This window comes from Clostridium hydrogenum, assembly GCF_021432385.1.
Lineage (GTDB): Bacteria > Bacillota > Clostridia > Clostridiales > Clostridiaceae > Clostridium_S > Clostridium_S hydrogenum.
The window spans coordinates 1,691,919-1,717,118 of the sequence record NZ_JAEACT010000002.1 but is presented as its reverse complement, the minus strand read 5'-3'; the positions used below and the strand labels follow the sequence as shown (position 1 = coordinate 1,717,118).

Sequence of the window (25,200 nt, the reverse complement as noted above, 5' to 3'; positions counted from 1 at the left end):
CTCCAAAACTAAAATCCCTGAGTTTGTTTTTTTACTTTTAAAAATTCATTATAATTATTTGTGAAAAAATGCGTGCCATTATTTTTAGAAACAAAATAAATATAATTTGTATTCTCAGGATTTATAGCAGCCAATATTGATTGTTTACCAGGCGAGCATATAGGCCCTTCAGGCAGTCCATTTACAAGATATGTATTATAATTTGATTTTACTTTTAAATCATTATAAGTTAACTTATCCTTATGATAACCCAATGCATATTCTACAGTAGCACAAGATTGTAGTTTCATATTCTCCTTAATTCTATTGTAAAATACAGAAGCAATGACAGCTCTTTCGTTTTGAACCTCAGCTTCACGCTCAATAATTGATGCCATGGTAACAATATTATCTAAATCAGATATTTTATTAGTAGATTCCTTTTTAATACTCATCATTACAGCATCAAACCTGCTGAGCATAGTATCTATTATAATTTTCCCATCTGTGTTCTTTTTAAATTCATATGTATCTGGGAAAAGATATCCTTCAAGCTTATATTTTCTATTATTATCATCTTTAATATAGCTTGGAAGCTTATATTCCGTGCATGCCTTTAAAAATTTATCTTTACTTATTATGCCTTTTTCATCTAAAGTATCTGCTATTTTAGAAATTTCAAATCCTTCTGGTATAGTAACCTTAACATAAGTTTCATCAAATATACCATTTTTCATATCATAAATTAATGAATTTATAGATTCTCCAGCTTTTATTGAATAAAATCCCGGCTTAATTTCACCGGGAATTTTTTTATATTTTACATATACCTTTAATAGTGTTCTATTTTTTATAAGGCTTTTTTCATTCAATTTATTTATAACTGTATATAAATTATCACCTTTTTTTACTTCAAACCTTGCTTTATTATTTACACTAAAAGGATATTTCATAACTGAATTGGCATAACCTATAATAATTACAATAACAATTAAAACTGAAACTAAAATAGCAATAAGTTTTTTTGTAATAAACCTTCTTATTTCCATAAAACCCATTCCCCTTAGCTATATAACTTTAGCTGGTAAATTGCTACTTCACCATAAATTTGCGATACTTCTATAAAATTTATATGAAACAAGTAGCTTATTCACCTTAAAATTTGTATAGTTTTACCTTCTAGTTTTTCTTCTTTGATTAGTATCAAGTATGCTCTTTCTCATTCTAATGCTCTTTGGTGTAACTTCTACTAATTCGTCAGATGCTATGAATTCAAGACATTTCTCCAAAGTCATTTCAGTTATTGGAACTAACTTTAATGCGTCATCAGCTCCTGATGATCTAGTATTTGAAAGATGCTTTTTCTTACAAACATTAACTTCTAGATCTTCGGCCCTTGAGCATTCTCCAACTATCATTCCTTCATAAACATCTACTCCAGCGCCAACAAATAATTTTCCTCTTTCTTGAGCACTATATAGTCCATAAACAACAGAAGTTCCATTTTCAAATACAACTATTGATCCTCTAGATCTTCCAGGTATATCGCCCTTATATGGCTCGTAATCCTCAAGTACTGAGTTCATTATTCCATTTCCTTTAGTATCAGTCATTAATTCATTTTTAAAACCGATAAGACCTCTTGATGGAATTTTAAACTCTAATCTTGTATAACCATTAATTGCTGAAGTCATATTCACAAGTTCAGCTTTTCTAGGTCCAAGCTTTTCCATAACAACACCCATAAATTCTTCAGGTACATCTATAGTTAATGCTTCTATTGGCTCTAATTTCTTTCCATTTTCCTCTTTATAAATTACCATAGGTTTTGATACTTGAAATTCATAGCCTTCTCTTCTCATAGTTTCAATCAATATTGAAAGATGAAGTTCTCCTCTTCCACTTACTTTAAATCTATCAGCAGAGTCTGTTTCTTCAACTCTCAAGCTTACGTTAGTTTCCAATTCCTTCATAAGTCTGTCTCTTAAATGTCTTGATGTAACAAAATCGCCTTCTCTTCCAGCAAAAGGAGAATCATTTACAATAAAATACATACTCAATGTAGGTTCATCTATTTCAACAAATGGAACTGCTTCCGGCTGTGATGCATCAGCAATAGTTTCACCTATATTAACATCTGGAATACCAGCAACAACTGCAATATCACCAAGTTTTACTTCATCAGTGTCAACTCTTTTTAATCCATCATAAGTAAATAAAGATGAAATTCTAACATTTTCTTTCTCGCCATCTTTTCTAATAAGAACAGCTGATTCATTCTTTTTAATAGATCCTCTTTCAACTCTACCGATAGCTATTCTTCCAACATACTCGTTTGAATCGATTGTGGAAACAAGCATTTGGAATGGCGCATCTATGTATCCTTCTGGTGCTTTTACGTGCTTAATGATAGTTTCAAATACTGGTTCCATTGTAGTACTTTCATCATCAAGTTCATATTTTGCAATTCCAGCCTTAGCTGAAGAATAAACTATTGGGAACTCTAATTGTTCATCATTTGCACCTAATTCAACAAATAAATCAAATACTAAATCTACAACTTCTTGTGGTCTAGCGTTTGGCTTATCTATTTTATTGATTACAACTATTGGCTTTAATCCTAATTCTAATGCTTTCTTTAAAACGAATTTTGTCTGTGGCATTGGTCCTTCAAAAGCATCTACCAATAATAATACACTGTCAACCATCTTAAGAACACGTTCAACCTCTCCACCGAAATCAGCATGTCCTGGTGTATCAACAATATTAATTTTTACACCTTTATGCATTACAGAAGTGTTTTTAGAAAGAATTGTTATTCCTCTTTCCTTTTCAAGATCATTTGAGTCCATTACTCTTTCTTGAACCTTTTCGTTACTTCTGAATATATTACTTTGCTTTAACAAGGCATCTACAAGTGTAGTCTTACCATGGTCAACATGGGCTATTATGGCTACATTCCTTATGTCTTCTCTAGTATACTTTTCCATTTTGAATCCTCCATATATTTATACATTATTAATTTTGAAACTTGCAAAGAAAAATTGGATACTTAATAGTACCCAATTTATTGTAATATTAGTTTGTTAAAAAGTCAAATTGAATTATTGTTTTCAGCCTATATTTCCATAATTATAGGTAATATCATAGGCTTTCTTTTAGTTTTTTCATATAAGAATACTCTTAATACTTCTTTTATATTAGATTTTATAGTGGCCCACTCAGTTATATGATTTTCTTCACATTCCCTAAGTGCCTCTTTTACTATTTCTTTTGCTTCGTCCATTAAATCTTCAGATTCCCTTACATAAACAAATCCTCTCGATATAATATCTGGTCCTGCAGCAACACTACCACTTTGTTTTTCTATTGTAACTACTACAGTTAAAATTCCATCCTGTGATAAATGTTTTCTATCTCTTAAAACGATATTTCCAACATCTCCAACACCAAGTCCATCAACAAAAATTTGTCCTGCCATAACTGTACCATTTTTTCTTATGCTGTCCCTTGTAACTTCTATGACGTCACCATTATCTGTAAGTACAATATTTTCTCTAGGCATGCCCAAACTTACTGCTAATTCTGCATGCTGTTTTAAATGTCTATACTCACCATGAACCGGCATAAAAAACCTAGGTTTTAAAAGAGTATGCATTAATTTTAATTCTTCTTGACAAGCATGACCCGAAACATGAACATTTTCAAGTGCCTCATAAATAACATCAGCGCCTTTTTTAAACAATTGGTTTATAACTCTTGAAACTAATTTTTCATTTCCTGGAATAGGATTTGCAGATATTATAACCATATCGCCTAATTGTATATTTACCTTTTTGTGTTCCGATGCTGCCATTCTTGTTAAAGCAGACATAGGTTCCCCTTGGCTTCCTGTTGTTATAATGACAATTTTATCATTAGGATATCTATTAATAGCATCAATTCCTATCATAACGCCATCATTAACCTTAAGATATCCTAATTCTATTGCAACAGCAACTATATTTTCCATGCTTCTGCCAGAAACGGCAACTTTCTTTCCAAATTTTTCAGATGCCTCAACTATTTGTTGAATTCTATGAATATTTGATGCAAAAGTTGCAACAATTATTCTGCCTTTTGCCGTTGCAAATATGTTATTAAACGTCTCTCCAACTGTACGTTCAGACATGGTATAACCCGGTCTTTCTACATTTGTACTATCGCATAACATAAGAAGTACTCCTTTTTTACCAAGCTCAGCAAAACGTGCTAAATCAGCCACGCAACCGTCTATCGGAGTATAATCAATTTTGAAATCACCAGTGTGAAGAATAACTCCCATAGGTGTGTGAATAGCTATTGCCATGGAATCAGCAATACTGTGACTTTGAGTAATAAATTCAACAGACATACTATCAAGTTTAATAATATCTCTTGCTTTAACTACTTTCAAATCGACAACGCTTAATAAATTATGTTCTTTAAGTTTAGTCTCAACAATTCCTATTGTAAGCTTTGTACCATAAACAGGAACATTCACTTGCTTTAGAACATAAGGTAACGCGCCAATATGATCTTCGTGTCCATGCGTTAAAAATATTCCTTTAACCCTTTCTACATTTTTGACTAAATAAGTAATATCAGGTATAACAATATCTATACCAAACATTTCCTCATCAGGGAATTTAAGGCCGCAATCTATAACAACTATTTCATTTTTATACTCAATAACTGTTAAGTTTTTGCCTATCTCATTCACACCACCGAGTGGCATTATTTTTATCTTATCTTTTTCTCTTCTCGTGGTTCTCCCCTCCTTCATTTTAATATTTTATTTCAACCATAAATCATAAAATATAATTTGAAGTAAATCTATTTATTCTAGCTTTGTAAAATTTTAATGTATATAATTTTACCCCCGTCATAATTAGAAATTTACCAAATAAAATATATAAATTTATAGCTTTTTTCTACATTCACTGCATAAACCATAAAATTTAACGCTGTGGTTTTTAATTAAAAAATTATAATGCTTTTCTATTTTTTCTTCTAAAGCATCAAGCAAATCACCTTCAACTTCAGTTACTTTACCACAATTAGTACAAATTAAATGATGATGTTGATGATTTTCATTGTCATGTACAAGTTCATATCTATTGCACCCATCATTTAAATCCAGTGTACATATAACGCCAATTTCTTCTAGCAACTGTACAGTTCTATATACAGTTGCTAGACCTATTTCAGGACACTCCACCTTAACTAAATCATACAGTTCTTCTGCTGTAAGATGTTTTCCCTCATTACCAATTATTATATCTAATACTGCCCTTCTTTGAGGAGTCAGTTTGTATCCTTTATCCTTAAGGTTATTTTTTAATTTTTCTAGTTCATCTGAAGACATTTTATTCATATTACAATCACCCATTTCATGCTTAACATGTTAATTAATCGATGTCTTCTCCCCCAAACAAAGTTTCATATGCTTCCGCAACAATTTGGAATTCATCATCATCTTCAACTGTGGATAATACATCATTTCCTTCGGAATCTTTTCCTATTTTAAGTATTATAGCCTCAGAATCATCCTGTTCATCTTCTGGAATAACAATTACATATTCCTTGCCCTCGATATCAAGTTTAGTTACCACTTCAAAAGTATTTTCTTTTCCATCCTCATCTAGAAGAGTTATGCTGTTCACATCGTTTTCCATACAATTATGTCCTCCAGTATAATTTATTTTAAAATTGAATTACGATTTTGTCAAATTTCACTTTAATTTACCATACAAATTTTTAATTAAATCTGCTAATTATTCTTGTAAAATTTGTAGAATCATCAGGATTTTACAAAAATAATTATCGATTTAGCAATAAATTTCATATATAAACTATATGTATAAAAAGAAGTTTAATAAAACTCATAAATTGTTTACAAATCATATTTAAAGGCTATCCAAGTATCCTTGTAAAATATATGTAGCAGCAACTTTATCAACAATTTTTTTTCTTTTTGCTCTTGACATATCTGCTTCTAACATTGCCCTATGTGCTGCAACAGTAGTAAGTCTTTCATCCCACATTACTATTTCTAAATTTAATTTTTCTTTTATAACTTCACAAAACTGCAAAACTTTTTCGCTTTGTGGTCCTACTGTTCCATTCATGTTTTTAGGCAATCCGCATAAGATCTTTTCAACCTTATATTCATCACATATCTTTTTTAATTCATTAATATCAAATTCTTCATTTTTTCTTCTAATTGTTCCTATTCCTTGAGCTGTAAATCCAAGTGGATCACTTATAGCCATTCCTATCGTTCTATCTCCAACATCAATTCCGAGAATCCTCATAAAATGCTCCCTTATATATAATATTTTATCCAATTTAAAATAAAAATGCCCTAAGCGGGCACATTTATTTTACATCAAGATAAGATTTTAACACCTCTTCAAGTATCTCATCTCTCTCTAACTTTCTAACTAAAGCACGTGCACCATTGTAGTTCGTTATGTAAGTAGGGTCGCCAGATATTAAATATCCAACCATTTGATTAATAGGATTATATCCTTTTTCTTTTAATGCAGTATATACTTCACTTAAGATTGCCTTAGTTAAATCCTTTTTATTTTTTAATACGTCAAACTCTATAGTATCATCTTTAATATTCCCCATTTTACATATCACCCCTTTATTTTAGTATAGATTTGTGCTTTAAATTTACATTAGCACCAGTTCAACTACCAATCTATAATTTAGTAATTGAACTGACTTTGATATATATATTATAAATCATATTCTATTAATTGTATACTACTTTACTAATTTTTCCAAAACTTTTTTTACTTCTTTTAAGGCATTCTCTATTTTTTCAACATCTTTTCCGCCAGCTTGAGCCATATCAGGTCTTCCTCCGCCGTTACCACCGCAGATACTAGCTACTTCTTTTACTATTTTACCACAGTGCACTCCTTTAGTAACTACTTCTTTACTAGCCATTGCTACAAGTTGAACCTTTGAATCATAGTCGCTTCCTAGCACAACTACACCTTCACCAATTTTATTTCTAATTTTATCGCATAACTCTCTTAAAGAATTTGCATCTACACCTTTTACAAAAGCAGCGGCATATTTTACGCCATTTACTTCACTTACAGAATTTAATATATCATCTTCCGCACCACCAGCTAATTTTGCTTTTAATTCTGCTATTTCTTTTTCTTTTTCTTTAAGTTCTGAGAATTGATGGTTTATTTTACTTATTATATCCTTTTCTGACCATTTAAATTCATTTTCTATAGTTTTTATAAGATTTTCTTTTTCTTCCACAAATTTGATTGCAGCGGATCCTGTTACTGCCTCTATTCTCCTTATACCTGCAGCCACACCACTTTCTGATACTATTTTAAACAATCCAATTTCTCCGCTATTTTTAACATGAGTACCACCACATAATTCTTGACTGAAATCGCCAACAGAAACAACTCTTACTTTATCACCATACTTATCATCAAATAAAGCCATTGCACCTGATTTTTTAGCTTCTTCTAATGACATTACATCTGTATTTACATTATAAATTTCCATAATTTTTTCATTTACAATTCTTTCAACTTTTTTAAGTTCATCTGCTGTTACAGCTGTAAAATGTGTAAAGTCAAATCTAAGTTTATCTTGGTCAACATATGAACCTGACTGATGAACATGATCACCAACAACACTTTTTAATGCTGCTTGAAGCATATGAGTTGCAGTATGGTTTTTAGCTATATTTTTTCTTCTTGCAGCATCAACTTCTAGTGTAACTTTTTCACCTTTTGCAATACTTCCTTTGGTAACTTCTACAAAGTGAATTACTTTACCTGATATATTTTTCTTACAATCAACTACTTTAGCTTCTCCATTTTGAGCTATTATTCTACCAGTATCTCCAATTTGGCCACCCATTTCTGCATAGAAAGGTGTTTTTGGAACAACTACTGCTGCTTTATCTCCTTCAGTTATTTCATTTACGAAATTTTCTTCCTTAACTATTAACTCAACTTCTGAAGTAATACTTAATGAATCATATCCATCAAAGGAAGTCTCTATATCTGCTGGTATCTTATCTACAGCATTTATATCTTTTCCCATGTAATTTGATTCTTCTCTAGCTTCCCTAGCTCTTTTTCTCTGAAGTTCCATTTCAGCATGGAAGTTTTCTTTATCAACATCCATTCCCTTTTCTTCAAGTATTTCTTCTGTAAGTTCTATTGGGAATCCATAAGTATCATACAACTTAAATGCTTTACTTCCATCTAAAATGTTTTTGTTTTGAGCTTGCATTTCATCCATATATTCTTTTAAAATTTGCATTCCACTATCTATGGTTTGAGCAAATCTCTCTTCTTCAAGTCTTATAACCTTCTTAATATAGTCTTTTTTCTCTTCTAATTCTGGATATGCTCCTTTAGAATCTCTAATTACAATCTCGCATATATCGCATAAAAACGTGTTTTCAATGCCTAATGTTTTTCCATGCCTAGCAGCTCTTCTCAAAAGTCTTCTCAAGACATACCCTCTGCCTTCATTTGATGGTAATATTCCATCACTAATCATAAATGTAACACTTCTCACATGATCTGCTATTATTCTAAGTGAAATATCATTTTCATGATTTTCACCATATTTTGCATTAGCTACTTTTGAAACTTCGCTCAATATATTTTTCATTGTATCTACTTGAAAAATGCTTTCAGTGCCCTGCATAATAGTAGCCATTCTTTCAAGTCCCATCCCTGTATCTATGTTTGGATTTGATAATTTATTATAATTTCCTTGTTCATCTTTGTCAAATTGAGTAAATACCAAATTCCAAAATTCAATTATCCTATCTGAATCTTGTGCCTCTACAAATTCTTCAATGCTTTCAACTTGTTTTCCGCCTTCACGGTCAAAATGTATTTCAGAACAAGGTCCACAAGGTCCTGCACCATGCTCCCAAAAGTTATCTTCCTTACCCAATCTAAATATTCTCTTTGGATCAACTCCAGCTTTTTCAGTCCATATTTTGAAAGCTTCATCATCGTCAAGATAAATAGTAACGTATAATCTGTCTTTAGGTAATTCCATAACCTGAGTTATAAATTCCCATGCCCACGGAATAACTTCTTCTTTAAAATAATCTCCAAAAGAAAAGTTTCCAAGCATTTCAAAGAAAGTTGCATGCCTTGCGGTTTTACCTATATTCTCAATATCGCCTGTTCTTACACATTTTTGACATGTAGTTACTCTTTTTCTTGGTGGAACTTGAAGTCCAGTAAAATATGGCTTTAATGGTGCCATACCAGCATTTATCAAAAGCAAGCTTTTATCATTATTTGGTATTAGTGAAAAACTTGGCAATCTTAAATGTCCCTTACTTTCGAAAAACTCCAAATATGCTTCTCTAATTTCATTCAATCCCATGTATTTCATTATCTATCTCTCCTCTAAACAAGTTTTTTATTTGACTCTTCAAACGCATTAAAAAATCATCCAAAAATAAAAAGAGCCTCAATCCCATATATAAGGGACGAAAGCTCATATTTCCGCGGTACCACCCTAATTACACAATTGTGCCTCTTAATTAAATCCAATTGCTCAAAGACAGCTTCAATAAGCCAAATAAGAAGTTTTCACCAACCACTTCTTCTCTAAATATTTAAACTAATTTACTCATTCTTATCATCGCTTTTACTTATTAACTTTTATATAGAGTATATTATAGTTACTTTTTAATATCTTGTCAATGCCTAGAATAAGTAATAGTTTAAATCTTCGTATATAACTTTTAATATAACTCCGATTGGGACTGCAAAAACCATTCCCCCGAATCCAGCGATTTTTTCTCCAACAATTAGTAATATTATTACCACAAGCGGATGCATGTTTATTGAATCACCAGTTACCTTTGGAGAAATAACGTTACCTTCTATTAATTGGACTAAATAAAGGAATACAGCAGTATATACAGCTTGCTTTGGTGATTCTAAAAGTGCAACAATCACAGCAGGAACAGCTCCAAATAGTGGCCCAAAATATGGTACTATATTAAATAAACCATTTATTATGGAAAGTAAAAGTGGATATTTTACTTTTAAAATTATCAACGTAAAAAACGTAAACAAGCCTATTAAAATGCATAAAAGGAATTGGCTAATTGTGTATTTACCCAATACCTCATCAACGTCAGCACTTATCCTTTTTATTATACTTCTGTATTTAAGAGGGAAAAGGACAACTAACTTATTTGCTATATCATCCCAATCAGCTAAAAAATAGTATGCTATTATGGGCAAAATAGCAATGTTTACAAAGTTTCCCCCTAATCCTAATACAAAATTTATAATTTTCTCAATCAGCTTTTTAAGTTCCAAATTAAACCTATCATATACGGTTATAATTAAATTATCTCCCGGTGAATTCTTAATTAATGGTTTCAAAAAATGCTGTACTCTGCCTATATAATTTTTAACCTCTGGATTTTGAAAATTTATGCTCAAAGTTTCCTTTAATATAGATGGAATTAAAAAAAATATAAAAGCTACTATGATTACTATGATTGCCATAATAAGCATTACAGCTGATATTTTTTTGTTAACTCCCCTTCCTATGAGCCATACATGAATTGGTTTTAACACATATGCAACAATAAAACCTATAACTATAAGATAAATTATTTCCTTTAACGCATTAACCTTTGTTAATAAAAGCACAATCAAAAAAAGACTTAATATTAAAGCTAGAAATTTATATATCATTTTCATCATTATCAACTTCCATTGTAATATTATGAAACATTCTAACAAAATTAAATTTTTCATCGTTAGATAAACACATTAAATTCTTTTCACCTAATATGTAATTACCTTGCAATATAACCCTTTTCCCGGATATTAAATTTCCAATTAATCCTTTTGATATTATGAGACCTTTAATTTTAAAATTCATTTCATCAAAAATTATTTCCTCTAGCATCCCTAATAAAAGTCCATGTATATCTACTGTTTCTCTACCCCTTATTTTTTTAAATTCTATGAAATTGTTTAGGAAATATATTTCTTTAACTATTATTTTAGAACTAATACATATAGTATCCTTTTTACTGATATACAAGGTCTTATTAAATACTTTTCCTTTAATTATTTTAAACCCCTCAATTACTCCTCTATTACAATCTAATAAAATATCTTCTACCCTTCCTATTCTTTGACCAGCTACAGAATAAACATCCATAAACATAAAATCTCTACTTCGCATCATAAAAATCACCTTAGTGTTATAATGCGTATTTTAGAAAATAATATACTTGTTTATTGCACTAATCAAAAAATGCGAACCATAAATCAGAGTACGGAGTACAGAGTACAAAGTACAGTGAATGATGTTTTTTCTCCGCTATCGCTACGAAAAAACTTAAAACTTATCCTTGATTGCTTACGCAATCGCGTCATTACTGTTGTCAGCAAAGCTGACAACAGTTAAGTTTAAGATTTACCTAAGCAAAGCGAAAGGTAAATCATCCTTCACTGTACTCTGTACTCTGTACTTTGTACTCTAATTTAATGGTTCGCAATAATTTAAAAATATAGCTAATTATACTAATTACCGTGTACGTGCTCGTGTATAGTTTCTGAATGTGTCATCATTGCCCAAGGTTCTAATCCTTGTTTAACTCTATAATCATTTATTGCCTTATGTATTGCTTCCTCTGCAAGCACGGAACAATGCATTTTTACAGGTGGAAGTCCATCAAGTGCTTCGGCAACAGCCTTATTTGTTAGTTCCCAAGCCTCTTCCAAAGTTTTTCCTTTAATTAATTCAGTCGCCATACTAGAAGATGCAATAGCTGAACCGCATCCAAAAGTTTTAAATTTTACGTCCTTAAGTACATTGTCTTCTACTTTTATATAAATTTTCATTATGTCCCCACATTGAGGATTTCCAACTTCTCCTATACCATTGGCATCTTCAATTTCTCCAACATTTCTTGGATTTCTAAAGTGATCCATTACCTTTTCGCTATACATCATAATATTAATTCCTCCTAAACTATTTTTGCTTTTTTATAAAATCTTCCCATAAAGGTGACATATCTCTTCTTCTTTTAACTATCTTAGGTAAAACTTCTAATACGTAATCCACATCATCTTCAGTGCTCTTTGCTCCAAGCGTAAGCCTTAATGAGCCATGAGCTATTTCATGTGGCAAACCTAAAGCTAAAAGAACATGCGAAGGATCTAACGATGCAGATGCACATGCACTGCCTGTTGATGCAAATATGCCTTCAAAATCAAGATCCAAAAGAAGTGTTTCTCCTTCAATACCTATAAAACTAACATCAATATTTGAAGGTAATCTTTTCTCTCCTTTAGGACCATTAAGTTTTGTATAAGGTATCTTTTCCATTATACCACTTAAAAGCTTATCCCTTAACGCAGCTACTCTGTTTGATTCTTCCTTCATTTCAGATATAGAAAGTTCTATTGCTTTACCTAATCCAACAATGCCAGCTATATTTTCTGTACTACCTCTTTTTGATCTTTCTTGACCGCCACCATGAATTAAACTTTCTATTTTTACACCTGTTCTTATGTATAAAGCGCCAACACCTTTAGGTCCATAAAACTTATGTCCTGCTAAAGAAAGTAAATCTATATTCATGTCTTTTACATCAACAGGTACATGACCAACTGCTTGAACTGCATCTGTATGAAAAAGCACCTTTCTTTCCCTGCAAATTTTACCAATTTCCTTTATAGGCTCAATAGTTCCAACCTCATTATTTGCAAACATTATAGATACTAAAATAGTCTTATCTGTTATTGCATTTTTTACATCTTCTGGACTTATAAAGCCTTCAGCATCCGGCTTTAAATATGTAACTTCGAACCCATTCTTTTCAAGAAATTTACAAGCATTAATCATAGCATGATGTTCAATTTGAGTAGTTATTATATGGTTTCCTTTGTTCTTATTTGCAAAAGCTATTCCTTTAAGAGCCCAGTTATCAGCTTCAGAACCACCACATGTAAAATAAATTTCATTTTTTTCAGCATTTATTGCTTTGGCAACTCTTTCCCTTGCAGTATTTATTGCCACCTTAGTTTTATCTGAAAAAGAATATAATGATGATGGATTTCCAAATTCTTCAGTAAAATAAGGCTTCATTTCCTCAAATACTTCTGGTTTTACATAAGTTGTTGCTGCATAATCCATATAAATTCTTCTATTCTCCATAGTTTCCACTCCTTATTTGTTAAAATTGCTTTGTATTAATTAATTTGTCTTTACCTGTTCATTATCTTTTATACTATTATAATCATCTAGCATATCTTGAAGCGTTATAGTATTAGTTACATTATCTATACTTTCTTTTATTTTTACCCATAAAAGTCTAGTAGGGCATGAACCCGCATTATCACAAATACTGTCTTCAACACAGCTTGACACTTCTATAGGTCCCTCTAAGACATCTAATATATCAGATACATGTATATCTTTCGGCTCTTTTCCAAGAACATATCCTCCTTGTGCACCTCTTATGCTTTTAATTAACTTTGCCTTTCTTAAAGGTGCAAAAAGCTGTTCAAGATAACATTCAGATATATTTTGCCTTTCCCCTATACTCTTTATCGAAACAGGCTCACTTCCACAGTGAATTGCTAAATCCACCATAGCCTTTACACCATATCTTCCTTTAGTAGATAACTTCATTCACTCACTTCCTTTTTAATTCCGACAAACTTGCTAAACTATAATTATAGTATCAAATCCGAGTATACTTGTCAACTATTTTTAAAGCAGAGTACTTTTTTAAAACAGAGTACAAAGTACAGAGTACGGAGTACAGTGACGGTTAATTTTCTGCTTACGCAGAAAATTTAAAAACTTAATGGGCTTTCGCCCAAACCCATAATAAATAAGCAATAGGTAGTTTTTGTTTTACACAAAAACTACCTATTGCTTATTGGTTTAGCGAAGCTAAACTCTCTTATAAATTTTTAGATTTATCCGATAAACGGAGGATAATCATCCTTCACTGTACTCCGTACTCTGTACTTTGTACTCTGATTTCATCCCAATAACGAACTTTCCCCCATCAAGTATTCATCAATTGCCTTTGCTGCCTGTCTTCCGTCATGTATTGCATGAACTACAAGAGATTGACCAGTTCTCATATCTCCAGCCGTAAAAACTTTATCATCACTAGTTTTGTAATTTTCATCTGCAACTACATTTCCTCTTCCATCAAGCTTTAATCCTAAATCATTAATAGCACCTTCATGCTGAGGATGTACAAATCCCATTGCAATGAGGATCAAGTCAACTTTTTGTTCGAATTCGCTGCCTTCTACTTCTTTCATTGACATTCTACCTGAAGCATCTTTCTCCCACTCTACTCTTATTCCCTTAAGATTTTCAATAAAGCCATCTTTTCCTTCAACTTTTTTAGTTGAAACACAGAATTCTCTTATGCAGCCCTCTTCATGAGAAGAAGTTGTTTTAAATACCTTAGGAAATAATGGCCAAGGCATTGTTTCATCCCTTTCTGTAGGTGGCTTTGGCATTATCTCATATTGATATACTGCTTTAGCGCCTTGTCTTATAGCCGTTCCAATACAATCTGAACCAGTATCTCCTCCACCTACTACTACAACAACCTTATCCTTAGCAGTTATTTCTTCTCCGTCTATATTGAGTCCAGAATTTCTCATATTTTGCTGTTTTAAATAATCCACTGCAAAGTGTATTCCATTAAGTTCTCTACCTTCAACTTTTAAATCCCTTGGGATTGTAGAACCGCCAGTTAAAAGCACAACATCAAATTCGTTTTTTATATCTTGAATGCTTATATCATAACCAACATTAGTAGAGGTTTTAAATTCTATTCCTGATTTAGTCATAATATCAACTCTTCTATCAATAACGTGCTTTTCAAGTTTAAAGTCTGGAATACCATATCTTAGTAGTCCACCAACTTTATTATCTCTTTCAAATACAGTTACGTTATGTCCAACAGAATTAAGTTCAGCAGCTGCGGCAAGTCCAGCAGGTCCAGAACCTATAATTGCAACTTTCTTTCCTGTTCTAACCTTAGGTTCCGCAGGTTTTACCCATCCCTCTTTATAAGCCATTTCTATAATTGCATATTCAACTTCTTTAACAGAAACTGCATCTGAATTATCTCCAAGTGTACATGAGCCTTCACATAAAGCAGGACAAACTCTTCCAGTAAACTCAGGAAAATTACTTGTTAAAGAAATTCTTTCATAAGCTTTTTTCCATTGATCATTATAGACCATATCATTAAAATCAGGCATCAAATTTCCAAGAGGGCAGCCCCATGAGCAAAATGGGGTACCACAATTCATGCATCTAGCTGCTTGAATTTTAACCTTATCTTCAGTTAATCTGTCATATACTTCCTTATAATCCTTTATTCTTGCTTTTACATCACGTTCTTTAGAAACTTCTCTATCATATTCTTTAAATCCAGTTATCTTTCCCATATCTGCACCTCCTATTACATGCCAGCTGCTGCTGATTTTTCTCTAGTATTTTTAATTATAGCCTTATAAGCCGTTGGTATAGCTATTTTAAACTTAGCTTTTGCTTCATCCCAGTTATCTAATATAGCTTTTGCCTTAACACTTTCAGTACATCCATAGTGCTCCTTTATAAGACTTAATAGCATTTCTTCATCATCAGCATCCAGATCAGATGATATTTCAATTGATTCATTAGTACACTTTGATAAAAACTCATTATCTTCATCAAAAACAAATGCTATACCACCGCTCATACCAGCGCCAAAGTTTCTTCCAGTTGTTCCCATTACAGTAACAACCCCACCTGTCATATATTCACAACAGTGATCTCCTACACCTTCAACAACCGCATAAGCCCCACTATTTCTTACTGCAAAACGCTCTCCAGCAATACCGTTAACAAATAGCTTTCCACTAGTTGCACCATAAAGAAGAGTATTTCCAGCTATCACATTTTCATCTTGCTTAAAGCCTGCATTTCTAGGAGTTTTTATTATTATCTTAGCACCTGAAAGACCTTTTCCAACATAATCATTAGCTTCTCCTTCAAGGACAAGTGTAATTCCCTTAGCTCCAAAAGCACCAAAACTCTGACCTGCAGAACCAACAAAATTAAATTTTATTGTATCTTCCGGAAGACCTTCTGCACCATACAATTTTGCTATCTTTCCACTAAGCATAGTTCCAACTGTTCTATCAACATTTTTAATTTCAAAGTTTCCAGTAACAGGTTTCTTTTCAGTCATTGCTTCCCTTGCAACTGCAATTAATTTGTAATCCATACTCTTATCAAGACCATGTTCTTGCTTAACTGTGCAGTATGGTTTAATTCTCTTTGGCATGTCTGGTTTATATAATATTCTTGAGAAGTCAAGCTTTTTAGCCTTCCAATGGCTAATAGCCTCTTTAGTATCAATTTTATCTACTCTTCCAACCATTTCATTTATACTTCTAAAACCAAGTTGAGCCATATATTCTCTAACTTCCTCAGCTATAAATGTTAAGAAAGTAATTACATTTTCAGGTTTTCCTTTAAAATTCTTTCTAAGTTCTGGATCTTGAGTAGCAATACCCATTTCACATGTATTAGAATGGCAGCTTCTAAGCATAGTGCATCCCATTACTACCAATAGCGTTGAAGCAAAAACAAATTCTTCTGCTCCAAGAAGTGTTGCTATAACAACATCTCTACCAGTTTTAAGCTGACCATCGGTTTGAAGTACAACTCTGCTTCTTAAGTTATTTAATAATAGTACTTGTTGTGCTTCTGATAACCCAAGCTCCCAAGGTATACCGGCATGTTTTATTGATGAAACAGGTGATGCTCCAGTACCACCATCGTGTCCACTTATCAATATTGCATCAGCATGAGCCTTTGCAACCCCTGCTGCTACTGTACCTACACCAACCTCTGAAACAAGTTTGACATTAATTCTAGCTGAAGTATTTACACATTTTAAGTCATATATAAGCTGTGCCAAATCTTCAATAGAATATATATCGTGATGAGGTGGTGGTGATATAAGATCTATACCAGGAGTTGAGTGTCTTACTTTAGCTATATTCTTGTCAACCTTTTTACCTGGAAGTTGACCGCCTTCACCTGGTTTTGCACCCTGAGCCATCTTAATTTGAAGTTCATCTGCATTGACAAGATATTCCGTTGTAACTCCAAATCTTGCTGAAGCTATTTGTTTTATTGCACTTCGTCTAAGATCTCCATTTGCATCCCTCTTATATCTATCACTGTCTTCTCCGCCTTCTCCACAGTTGCTCTTTCCACCAATTCTGTTCATAGCTATTGCTATAGTTTCATGAGCTTCCTTACTGATAGATCCAAAAGACATTGCACCTGAACAAAATCTTTTAAGAATTTCACTTACTGGTTCTACTTCTTCAATTGGAATAGGTTTTAAATTCTTAAACTTGAATAAACCCCTTATAGTACATAAGTTTTTATCCTGATTATTTATTATACTTGTATATTCCTTAAACAATTTATAATTACTAGTCCTAGCTGAAACTTGAAGTTTATAAATTGTTTCTGGATTAAATAAGTGATATTCTCCAGTTTTTCTCCATGCATACTGTCCTCCAATATCAAGTACTGAAATTGGCTTTCTTATCTTATTAAAGGCATTTTTGTGTCTAGTTAATACTTCCTTAGCTACTTCTTCAATTCCAATACCTTCAATTCTAGAAGGAGTTCCTTCAAAGTATTTATTTATAAATTCACTATTAAGTCCAATGGCTTCAAATATTTCAGCTCCATGATAACTTCTTAGTGTTGAAATTCCCATTTTTGATAATATTTTAAGCAATCCATGATTTAAAGCATCAACATAATTAAACAGTGCCTTCTTCTCATCAATACCATCTAAATCTTTTTCACGAATAATTTCTTTTATTGTATCAAATGCAATATATGGATTTACTGCTGTTGCACCATAACCTAATAACAACGCAAAGTGCATAGTTTCCCTTGCTTCACCAGTTTCAACAATTATGGAAATTTTAGTACGCGTTTTTTCTTTTATTAGATGATGTTGAACAGCTGAAACAGCAAGTAAGCTAGGAATAGCTGCTTCATAAGAATCCATATTCTTATCACTCAAAACAAGTATATTAAAGCCTTCGCTAACCCTTTTGGATGCTCTTTCGCAAATCTTATTGACTGCATCTTTAAAACCTTCAATGCCAGTATCAGCTTTAAATGTTATAGGTATAGTGGTTGTCTTAAAATCCTTGTTACTGAGGTTTTTGATCTTATCCATCTCAAGATTTGTAAGTATTGGTTCCTTTATTTCTATAAATGGATTATTTGAAATTTCTTTATTTAATATATTACCCTGAGAACCAATATAATTCATAAGTGAAGTTACAAGTTCTTCTCTTATCGGATCTATTGGTGGATTGGTAACCTGAGCAAAAAGCTGCTTAAAATATGCAAAAAGTAATTGAGACTTATTAGATAACACAGCAAGTGGAGTATCATTTCCCATTGATCCTATAGGTTCATGTCCAGTTTTTGCCATAGGCCCAATTATTACTTTTAAATCTTCTAATGTATAACCAAATGCCTGTTGTTTTTCTTTTAAAACTTCAGGATTAATTTTTTCTTCTGACTTAGTACCTTCAAAATCATCTAAAGTAAATTTATTTTTTTCAATGATTTCTTTATACTCTTTACTATTACATATGTTGTTCTTTATTTCAGCATCACTTATTATTCTTCCTTCTTTTGTATCTATTAAGAACATCTTTCCAGGCTGTAATCTTCCCTTACAAGTAATTTCTTCAGGAGAAAACTTAAGTACACCCGCTTCTGATGCAAGTACTGCTATACCATCTTTAGTAATTAAATACCTTGCTGGCCTAAGTCCGTTTCTATCTAAAACTGCACCAACTTGAGTTCCATCTGTAAATGATACTGCTGCTGGACCATCCCAAGGCTCTATTAATGTACCTTGATATTCGTAAAAAGCCCTTTTAGATGCTTCCATATCCTTGTTATTTTCCCATGCTTCTGGAATTAACATCATAAGCGCTTCAGCAGGTGTTCTACCATCTGCAACTAATAGTTCATAAACATTATCAAGAGAAGCAGAATCACTACCCTTAGGTTTTATTATAGGGAAAAGTTTTGAAATATCTTTGCCAAAGGAGGATGATTTTAAAACTCCCTCACGAGCATTCATCCAATTTCTGTTTCCTCTAATTGTATTGATTTCACCATTATGAGCTAAATGTCTAAAGGGTTGTGCAAGATCCCAAGTTGGAAAAGTGTTTGTACTATATCTTTGATGAACTAAAGCTATAGCACTTTTAAAATTTATGTCATTTAAATCCATATAAAAACTATTTATTTGATCAGCAAGCAAAAGTCCCTTATATACAATTGTACGGCTTGAAAGACTGCATATATAGAAATATTCTGAATTTCTTTCAACAAGTCTTTTAACTTCACTTTCTGTTCTTTTTCTTATCAGGTAAAGTTTTCTTTCAAATTCTTTTTGATCTTCTAAATTGCTACCTATAAAAATTTGTTTAATAATAGGTTCGCTTCCTTTTGCTGTTTCTCCAATTGATCTATTATCTCTTGGAACTTCTCTCCAACCTAATACTTTTTGTCCTTCTTCTTCAACTACTCTTTCAAAAATACCTTCACATTGATATGAAAGAGCTATTTCTTTCGGAAGGAACACCATTCCTACTGCATACTTGCCTTCTTTTGGCAGTTCTATGCCTAAATTATCACAAGTGATTCTAAAAAACTCATCAGGTATTTGAACCATTATTCCTGCTCCATCACCTGTTTTAGTATCAGCTCCGACAGCACCCCTATGTGTCAAGTTTACTAAAATTTCAATTCCTTTTTTAACTATACTATGGGTTTGTTCACCTTTTATACTAGCTATAAAACCTATTCCACAATTATCCTTTTCAAAGGCGGGATCGTAAAGTCCCTGTTTTTTTGGAAATCCAATGCTATTTGCCATTTTTAAGCCCCCTAACTTACTTATGTTGAAAATTTTACATTATTTTCTTAAAAAAGTTTAAGAATTTAATATAATAATTTATTTAATATAAAAAAAAATGCTATTACCAATATTATAATATTAAAATGAAATTTTTCAATAGCAAACTTGCATTTTTAATTATAATTCCAAAAATTTTTTATTTTTTCTTCTATTTCATTTTTATTTTTCACAAAAATACGCGATGACCATTCTATAGGAAATAAGCTTCTGTACGTGCCATTTCCAAATCTTTCATCAAGTAGAAGAATAGCTCCTATGTCTTCTTCTGAACGAATTACTCTTCCTGCTGCTTGAAGAACTTTGTTCATTCCAGGATAAATATATGCATATTCATATCCTAAATTATTCTTTTTACTAAAATATTTTCTAATTAGCTCTCTTTCAATACAAACTTTTGGAAGTCCTACTCCAACTATCACAGCACCAATAAGACTTTCTCCTTTCAAATCAATTCCTTCTGAAAATACTCCTCCCATAACGCAAAATGCAATTATTTCCTCATCCGAATTATTCTTGAATTTATCCAAAAAATCTTTTCTTTCTACTTCATCCATACTACCGCTTTGTATTACTACATTATAATTGTACTTATTTGAAAATCTTTCATATACTTCCTCCATATATTTATATGACGGAAAGAAAACCATATAATTACCTTTTTTAGGGCTTATGAAAGAATTTATATATTCAACTATATCATCATAGCTTTTTTCCCTATTTATATATTTTGTGGAAATTCTATTTTCAATTGCAACTAAACAATTTTTCTCTGAAAAAGGTGACTTCAATGCACCCGAATAATCTTCTTTAGTTGCACCATACATTTCCTTATAATAATTCATAGGTGTAAGCGTAGCAGAAAAAAACACTGAAGTTTTTCCACGTTTTGAAGCTTCTTTAATGAGCTTTGATGGATCTAAACAGTATAATTTAATTATAAAATCCTCATGAGTTTTTTCTCCTAAAAACACAAAAGCATCGTCATATAATTCGGCTATCCTAGCAAAAGCTGTACACTCAAAATAAAAGTCAAGCATATCTTTATAAATATCTGAATCAGCATTCATAATTAGCCATTCTTCACATATTGTCGTAAACTTTAAAACATACCTTATTACATCCTTTGGTATCTCTTCTTGCACAAAAACATCTCTTTCGGCTTCAACTTTTTTTAGTTCAATAAAAACTTTATTTAATTCATTTAATACTTTATACAACTTTCCTTTTTTATTTTGAACTGCTTTTTTTAATTTCATAACGGTACTTTTGCATAAACTAGCTGAGTACATATTACGTGCCCTATCCACTAAATTATGAGCTTCATCTATTAAAAATGTATATTTACCATTATTATCCGAAAAAAATCTACGCAAATATACGGCGGGATCAAATACATAATTATAATCGCAAATTATCAAATCTGACCACAAAGTCAAATCAAGTGAAAACTCAAAAGGACACACTTTATGTTTTGAAGCATACTTTTCTATTTTATCTCTTGATAGATTATCTTCATTTTTTAATATATCTAAAATTGCCTCATTAACTCTATCATAGTGTCCCTTTGCATAAATGCACCCTTCTGGATTGCAAGAAATTTCATCATTAAAACATATTTTTTCTTTTGAAGTAATTACAATAGATTTTAGCTTTAAATTATTTTTTCTCATAAGATTGATAGCATCCTCTGCTGCATTCCCATTAGTGCCTTTAGCGGTCAAGTAAAATATTTTTTCATTTAACTCTTCTCCCATTGCTTTTACAGCAGGAAATATCGTAGAAATAGTTTTTCCTATTCCAGTAGGTGCTTTAATAAACGCATTTTTATTTTCCTGTATTGCTTTATAAACATATACTGCAAGCTCTCTCTGACCTTTTCTATAGTTTTGAAATGGGAATTGCATTTTTTTTATAGAAGTTTCTCGTACTTTAATCCACTCTTCTGTAAACTTAGCCCAAACTATATACAACTCTAAAAGTTTAAAAAATTCAGCTTTAAGCTCTAAATTATTAAAAACTTTTTCAAATACTTTGCATTCATAAGTATCTGCATTTACATAAGTAAGCCTTATAGTTATACTATCTACATTATTTTGTAAACCATATATATATCCATAACACTTAGCCTGAAGCCAATGCAATTCATTATAATTTTCATCAATAAATTCTAAGGATCTTGCCGTACTTTTAATTTCATTTATAATAATTTTACCTTCATCAGATATAATTTCATCAGCACGACCATCAACTAAAAAATCTATTTCTTTATATGAAACTTCATATTTCATAAATACTTCTGAATTATAACTGCAATTTTCCTTTTTACTATATAATTTCTTATTTTCTCTTTGAAGCTTACCATGAATTTTAGTACCATCAACTGCTCTACTAATACCCTGAAATCTATTATCTAGATCTCCTTTTCTCATTACAAATTCAACAAGATTTCTAACCGATATTTTAATCTTACTATATTCACTCATAATTTTTATTCCTTAATAATATCCCAGTATTTTTTACAAGTCTGCTCTATTTTATTTTCTCCATATATGTAATATTTTTTATCTTTCACTCCATCTGGAAGATATTGCTGCTTAACATAATTATTTTTATATGCATGTGGATATTTATAATCCTGCATCCTTCCAAGGGCTTTTGCTCCTTCATAATGTCCATCGCGAAGGTAAATTGGTATTTCACCTAAATTCATACTGTCCAAATCCTTAAGTGCCTCATCAACTGCTATAATTACACTATTTGACTTTGGAGCCGTAGCAAGCAAAATAGCCGCCTCAGAAAGTGGTATTCTAGCCTCAGGAAAGCCTAATTCTAAGGCCGCATCTGTGCAAGCTTTTACAATAGAAATTGCCTGTGGATATGCAAGACCTATATCCTCAGCTGCAATGACTAGTAATCTTCTACAAATAGACTTTAAGTCCCCACCTTTAATTAACATTGCCAAATAGAGAATGGCTGCATCAGGATCACTTCCCCTTATTGATTTTTGAAAGGCACTCAAAATATCATAATGATTATCACCATCTTTATCAAATTTAAAAATGTTTTTTTGAGTACATTCCTTAATTACATCCATATCTATATTTATTTTTCCACTCTCATCCTTATTTGTTGAATATATTGCAAGTTCTATAGAATTTAATGCTTTTCTTAAATCTCCTCCACTCACATTTGCCGCATAAACTTTAGCATCCTCCGCAATTTCAATGACAGTGTCCGAATATTCACTTTGAACTAAACTTATTGCCCTATCTATTGCCAAAATTATATCTTCATTTTTAAGAGGCTTAAATTCAAATATTGTTGCCCTACTCAAAATTGCATTATATACATAAAAATATGGATTTTCTGTTGTGCTTGCAATTAAAGTAATATCCCCGTTTTCCATAAACTGTAATAAAGATTGCTGCTGTTTTTTATTAAAATTCTGTATCTCATCTAAATATAGTAAAACACCATTTCGGCCCATAAGTGTATTTAAATCGCTTATAACATCTTTAATGTCACTAAGGGATGCCGTTGTAGCATTTAATTTATAAAATTTTTTATTTGCCTTTTTAGCAATAATATTTGCCACTGTAGTCTTTCCAATACCAGGTGGGCCATAAAAAATCATATTGGGTATTAAGCCACTCTCTAAAATTCTATTTAGTATTTTTTCTTTTCCAAGTATATGCTTCTGACCAAATACTTCTTCAAGTTTTTCAGGTCTAATTCTATCTGCCAATGGTTTCAAATTACTCTAACTCCTTTTTTATAAACTTACAATAAAGATCTTCTCTTCTATCCTGTTTAAATCTAAATTTATTTCTACATTCTAGCACTCTATCAATTTCTAAATCACATAATATAAGTTTTTCTGAATTTCTACAGCTACATATTATATCTCCATATGGATTTACTACCATAGAATCACCAGAATATTTAATGTCATTTCCAATTCCAACCCTATTTACCGCAACAACATAGCACTGATTTTCAATAGCCCTTGCTTTTAGTAAACTAATCCACTGCTCACTTCTACTTTCTGGCCAATTTGCAATTATAATAATCAACTCTGATTTTTTGCTAGCAGCTTGAAAAATTTCAGGGAATCTTAAATCATAGCATATAAATGTAGAAAATTTCATTTTATCTATTTTGAAATACTTTAATTCATTTCCTTTTAAATAATATTTATCTTCATCACCATAAGAAAAGGGATGTATTTTTGTATATCTTACAATTTCCTTTTTTTCCTTCGAACAAATAGAAAAATTATTTTTTCCAAAGCCATTCTCTAATTCTACAAACCCAAAACCAATATATATATTATATACTAAAGCTTTATCCAAAAACCATTTAACAGTTTCATTATTTTGTTCTCCTATTTTATGTATATCCATAGAAAAACCTGTAAGCGTCATTTCAGGGAAAATAATTAATTCAGCACCATTTTTTGAAGCCTCTTCAATAAACTTTAAACACTTATCCTTATTTTTTAATTTATCTTCCCAAAACATATCAATTTGAGCCAATGCTATTTTCAAATTAACACCCCTTTGACAATGCACAATGATTGTGAATTGATTACCTCTATTTTGTTAATACTATTATAGAATAAAAAAATAAATTCAACAAATACGGAGGAAAAAAATGAAATTAGGTACAGTTAAATGGTTTAATCCAGAAAAAGGTTATGGTTTTATATCTTCTGAAGGTGAAGATGATGTATTTGTACATTACTCTTCTGTAAAAGAAAATGGTGCTAAAAAAATGCTTGATGCAGGTGAAGAAGTAAAATATGACGTAGTCAAAGGTCCAAGAGGCCCTGAAGCATCAAATGTTCAAAAACTCTAATTAAATTTTATGTTCTACTATTTAAAAAAATACGAACCATTATTCAGAGTACAACTGACAGAGTACAGTGAATGATGATTTACCTTTCCTCACGTCAGGTAAATCTTAAACTTAACTGTTGCTAGCTTCGCTGACAACAGTAATGACGCTATTGCGTAAGCAATCAAAAATAAGTTATAAGATTTTCCGTAGCAAAACGGAAGAAAATCATCCTTCACTGTACTTTGTACTCTGTACTCTGTACTCTGATTTAGCATCCTTTTCTTGTA

19 protein-coding genes and 1 other annotated feature are annotated in these 25,200 nt (G+C 31.5%); of the genes, 1 reads left to right on the top strand and 18 read right to left on the bottom strand.

Annotation, left to right across the window (positions count from 1 at the left end):
- Positions 1–8: 8 nt before the first annotated feature.
- The 18 genes from mltG to CUEA01_RS07585 all read right to left on the bottom strand — a co-directional run bounded on the left by mltG (position 9) and on the right by CUEA01_RS07585 (position 24,621).
- Entirely contained in the window at positions 9–1,028 is a 1,020-nt protein-coding gene (mltG, locus tag CUEA01_RS07670) for an endolytic transglycosylase MltG (RefSeq protein WP_234121065.1), read from the bottom strand.
- A gap of 123 nt (positions 1,029–1,151) precedes the next feature.
- Complete coding sequence (gene typA, locus CUEA01_RS07665) at positions 1,152–2,969, bottom strand: translational GTPase TypA (protein WP_234121064.1); 1,818 nt, start codon at positions 2,967–2,969, stop codon at positions 1,152–1,154.
- Positions 2,970–3,097: 128 nt separating this feature from the next.
- Entirely contained in the window at positions 3,098–4,783 is a 1,686-nt protein-coding gene (locus tag CUEA01_RS07660) for a ribonuclease J (RefSeq protein WP_234121063.1), read from the bottom strand.
- Positions 4,784–4,918: 135 nt separating this feature from the next.
- On the bottom strand, positions 4,919–5,374 hold the full coding sequence (locus tag CUEA01_RS07655; RefSeq protein ID WP_234121062.1) for a Fur family transcriptional regulator: 456 nt from the start codon (positions 5,372–5,374) through the stop codon (positions 4,919–4,921).
- Positions 5,375–5,408: 34 nt separating this feature from the next.
- Entirely contained in the window at positions 5,409–5,675 is a 267-nt protein-coding gene (locus tag CUEA01_RS07650; protein WP_234121061.1) for a DUF1292 domain-containing protein, read from the bottom strand.
- Between the two features lie 231 nt (positions 5,676–5,906).
- Positions 5,907–6,314 (bottom strand): Holliday junction resolvase RuvX, encoded by a 408-nt coding sequence (gene ruvX, locus CUEA01_RS07645; protein WP_234121060.1) that lies wholly within the window; start codon positions 6,312–6,314, stop codon positions 5,907–5,909.
- Positions 6,315–6,378: 64 nt separating this feature from the next.
- Complete coding sequence (locus CUEA01_RS07640) at positions 6,379–6,636, bottom strand: IreB family regulatory phosphoprotein (RefSeq protein ID WP_234121059.1); 258 nt, start codon at positions 6,634–6,636, stop codon at positions 6,379–6,381.
- 138 nt (positions 6,637–6,774) lie between these two features.
- Positions 6,775–9,417: an alanine--tRNA ligase gene (gene alaS / locus CUEA01_RS07635; protein WP_234121058.1), complete on the bottom strand. Its 2,643-nt coding sequence runs from the start codon at positions 9,415–9,417 to the stop codon at positions 6,775–6,777.
- A gap of 90 nt (positions 9,418–9,507) precedes the next feature.
- Positions 9,508–9,679, bottom strand: a binding site (T-box leader).
- Between the two features lie 55 nt (positions 9,680–9,734).
- Positions 9,735–10,751 (bottom strand): AI-2E family transporter, encoded by a 1,017-nt coding sequence (locus tag CUEA01_RS07630; protein WP_234121057.1) that lies wholly within the window; start codon positions 10,749–10,751, stop codon positions 9,735–9,737.
- Positions 10,732–11,244, bottom strand: a complete 513-nt coding sequence (locus CUEA01_RS07625; protein WP_234121056.1) for a PRC-barrel domain-containing protein — start codon at positions 11,242–11,244, stop codon at positions 10,732–10,734. The genes CUEA01_RS07630 and CUEA01_RS07625 overlap by 20 nt, the downstream gene beginning before the upstream one ends.
- Positions 11,245–11,582: 338 nt before the next feature.
- The gene (nifU, locus tag CUEA01_RS07620) at positions 11,583–12,011 is read right to left on the bottom strand and encodes a Fe-S cluster assembly scaffold protein NifU (RefSeq protein WP_234122140.1); all 429 of its coding nucleotides are present in this window, start codon (positions 12,009–12,011) and stop codon (positions 11,583–11,585) included.
- Between the two features lie 22 nt (positions 12,012–12,033).
- Complete coding sequence (gene nifS / locus CUEA01_RS07615) at positions 12,034–13,221, bottom strand: cysteine desulfurase NifS (protein ID WP_234121055.1); 1,188 nt, start codon at positions 13,219–13,221, stop codon at positions 12,034–12,036.
- Between the two features lie 39 nt (positions 13,222–13,260).
- Positions 13,261–13,698 (bottom strand): RrF2 family transcriptional regulator, encoded by a 438-nt coding sequence (locus CUEA01_RS07610; RefSeq protein ID WP_234121054.1) that lies wholly within the window; start codon positions 13,696–13,698, stop codon positions 13,261–13,263.
- A gap of 359 nt (positions 13,699–14,057) precedes the next feature.
- Complete coding sequence (locus CUEA01_RS07605; protein WP_234121053.1) at positions 14,058–15,494, bottom strand: glutamate synthase subunit beta; 1,437 nt, start codon at positions 15,492–15,494, stop codon at positions 14,058–14,060.
- A 14-nt stretch (positions 15,495–15,508) separates the two neighbouring features.
- Positions 15,509–20,032 (bottom strand): glutamate synthase large subunit, encoded by a 4,524-nt coding sequence (gltB, locus tag CUEA01_RS07600; RefSeq protein ID WP_234121052.1) that lies wholly within the window; start codon positions 20,030–20,032, stop codon positions 15,509–15,511.
- Positions 20,033–20,187: 155 nt separating this feature from the next.
- Complete coding sequence (locus tag CUEA01_RS07595; protein ID WP_234121051.1) at positions 20,188–22,557, bottom strand: ATP-dependent DNA helicase; 2,370 nt, start codon at positions 22,555–22,557, stop codon at positions 20,188–20,190.
- A 5-nt stretch (positions 22,558–22,562) separates the two neighbouring features.
- Positions 22,563–23,828: a replication-associated recombination protein A gene (locus tag CUEA01_RS07590; protein ID WP_234121050.1), complete on the bottom strand. Its 1,266-nt coding sequence runs from the start codon at positions 23,826–23,828 to the stop codon at positions 22,563–22,565.
- A 1-nt stretch (position 23,829) separates the two neighbouring features.
- Entirely contained in the window at positions 23,830–24,621 is a 792-nt protein-coding gene (locus CUEA01_RS07585) for a nitrilase-related carbon-nitrogen hydrolase (RefSeq protein WP_234121049.1), read from the bottom strand.
- A gap of 106 nt (positions 24,622–24,727) precedes the next feature.
- Here CUEA01_RS07585 and CUEA01_RS07580 point away from each other — a divergent pair, with 106 nt between their 5' ends.
- On the top strand, positions 24,728–24,931 hold the full coding sequence (locus tag CUEA01_RS07580) for a cold-shock protein (protein WP_234121048.1): 204 nt from the start codon (positions 24,728–24,730) through the stop codon (positions 24,929–24,931).
- Positions 24,932–25,200: the final 269 nt, after the last annotated feature.

Bases quoted from the DNA above. Each gene is read 5' to 3' on its own strand.
- CUEA01_RS07625 (WP_234121056.1), bottom strand. From the start codon at position 11,244: ATGATGCGAAGTAGAGATTTTATGTTTATGGATGTTTATTCTGTAGCT.
- CUEA01_RS07595 (WP_234121051.1), bottom strand. From the start codon at position 22,557: ATGAGTGAATATAGTAAGATTAAAATATCGGTTAGAAATCTTGTTGAA.
- ruvX (WP_234121060.1), bottom strand. From the start codon at position 6,314: ATGAGGATTCTCGGAATTGATGTTGGAGATAGAACGATAGGAATGGCT.
- CUEA01_RS07580 (WP_234121048.1), top strand. From the start codon at position 24,728: ATGAAATTAGGTACAGTTAAATGGTTTAATCCAGAAAAAGGTTATGGT.
- CUEA01_RS07660 (WP_234121063.1), bottom strand. From the start codon at position 4,783: ATGAAGGAGGGGAGAACCACGAGAAGAGAAAAAGATAAGATAAAAATA.
- CUEA01_RS07640 (WP_234121059.1), bottom strand. From the start codon at position 6,636: ATGGGGAATATTAAAGATGATACTATAGAGTTTGACGTATTAAAAAAT.
- typA (WP_234121064.1), bottom strand. From the start codon at position 2,969: ATGGAAAAGTATACTAGAGAAGACATAAGGAATGTAGCCATAATAGCC.
- gltB (WP_234121052.1), bottom strand. From the start codon at position 20,032: ATGGCAAATAGCATTGGATTTCCAAAAAAACAGGGACTTTACGATCCC.
- CUEA01_RS07610 (WP_234121054.1), bottom strand. From the start codon at position 13,698: ATGAAGTTATCTACTAAAGGAAGATATGGTGTAAAGGCTATGGTGGAT.
- nifU (WP_234122140.1), bottom strand. From the start codon at position 12,011: ATGTATAGCGAAAAGGTAATGGATCACTTTAGAAATCCAAGAAATGTT.
- alaS (WP_234121058.1), bottom strand. From the start codon at position 9,417: ATGAAATACATGGGATTGAATGAAATTAGAGAAGCATATTTGGAGTTT.
- CUEA01_RS07605 (WP_234121053.1), bottom strand. From the start codon at position 15,494: ATGGGAAAGATAACTGGATTTAAAGAATATGATAGAGAAGTTTCTAAA.
- mltG (WP_234121065.1), bottom strand. From the start codon at position 1,028: ATGGAAATAAGAAGGTTTATTACAAAAAAACTTATTGCTATTTTAGTT.
- CUEA01_RS07655 (WP_234121062.1), bottom strand. From the start codon at position 5,374: ATGAATAAAATGTCTTCAGATGAACTAGAAAAATTAAAAAATAACCTT.
- CUEA01_RS07650 (WP_234121061.1), bottom strand. From the start codon at position 5,675: ATGGAAAACGATGTGAACAGCATAACTCTTCTAGATGAGGATGGAAAA.
- CUEA01_RS07630 (WP_234121057.1), bottom strand. From the start codon at position 10,751: ATGATGAAAATGATATATAAATTTCTAGCTTTAATATTAAGTCTTTTT.
- nifS (WP_234121055.1), bottom strand. From the start codon at position 13,221: ATGGAGAATAGAAGAATTTATATGGATTATGCAGCAACAACTTATGTA.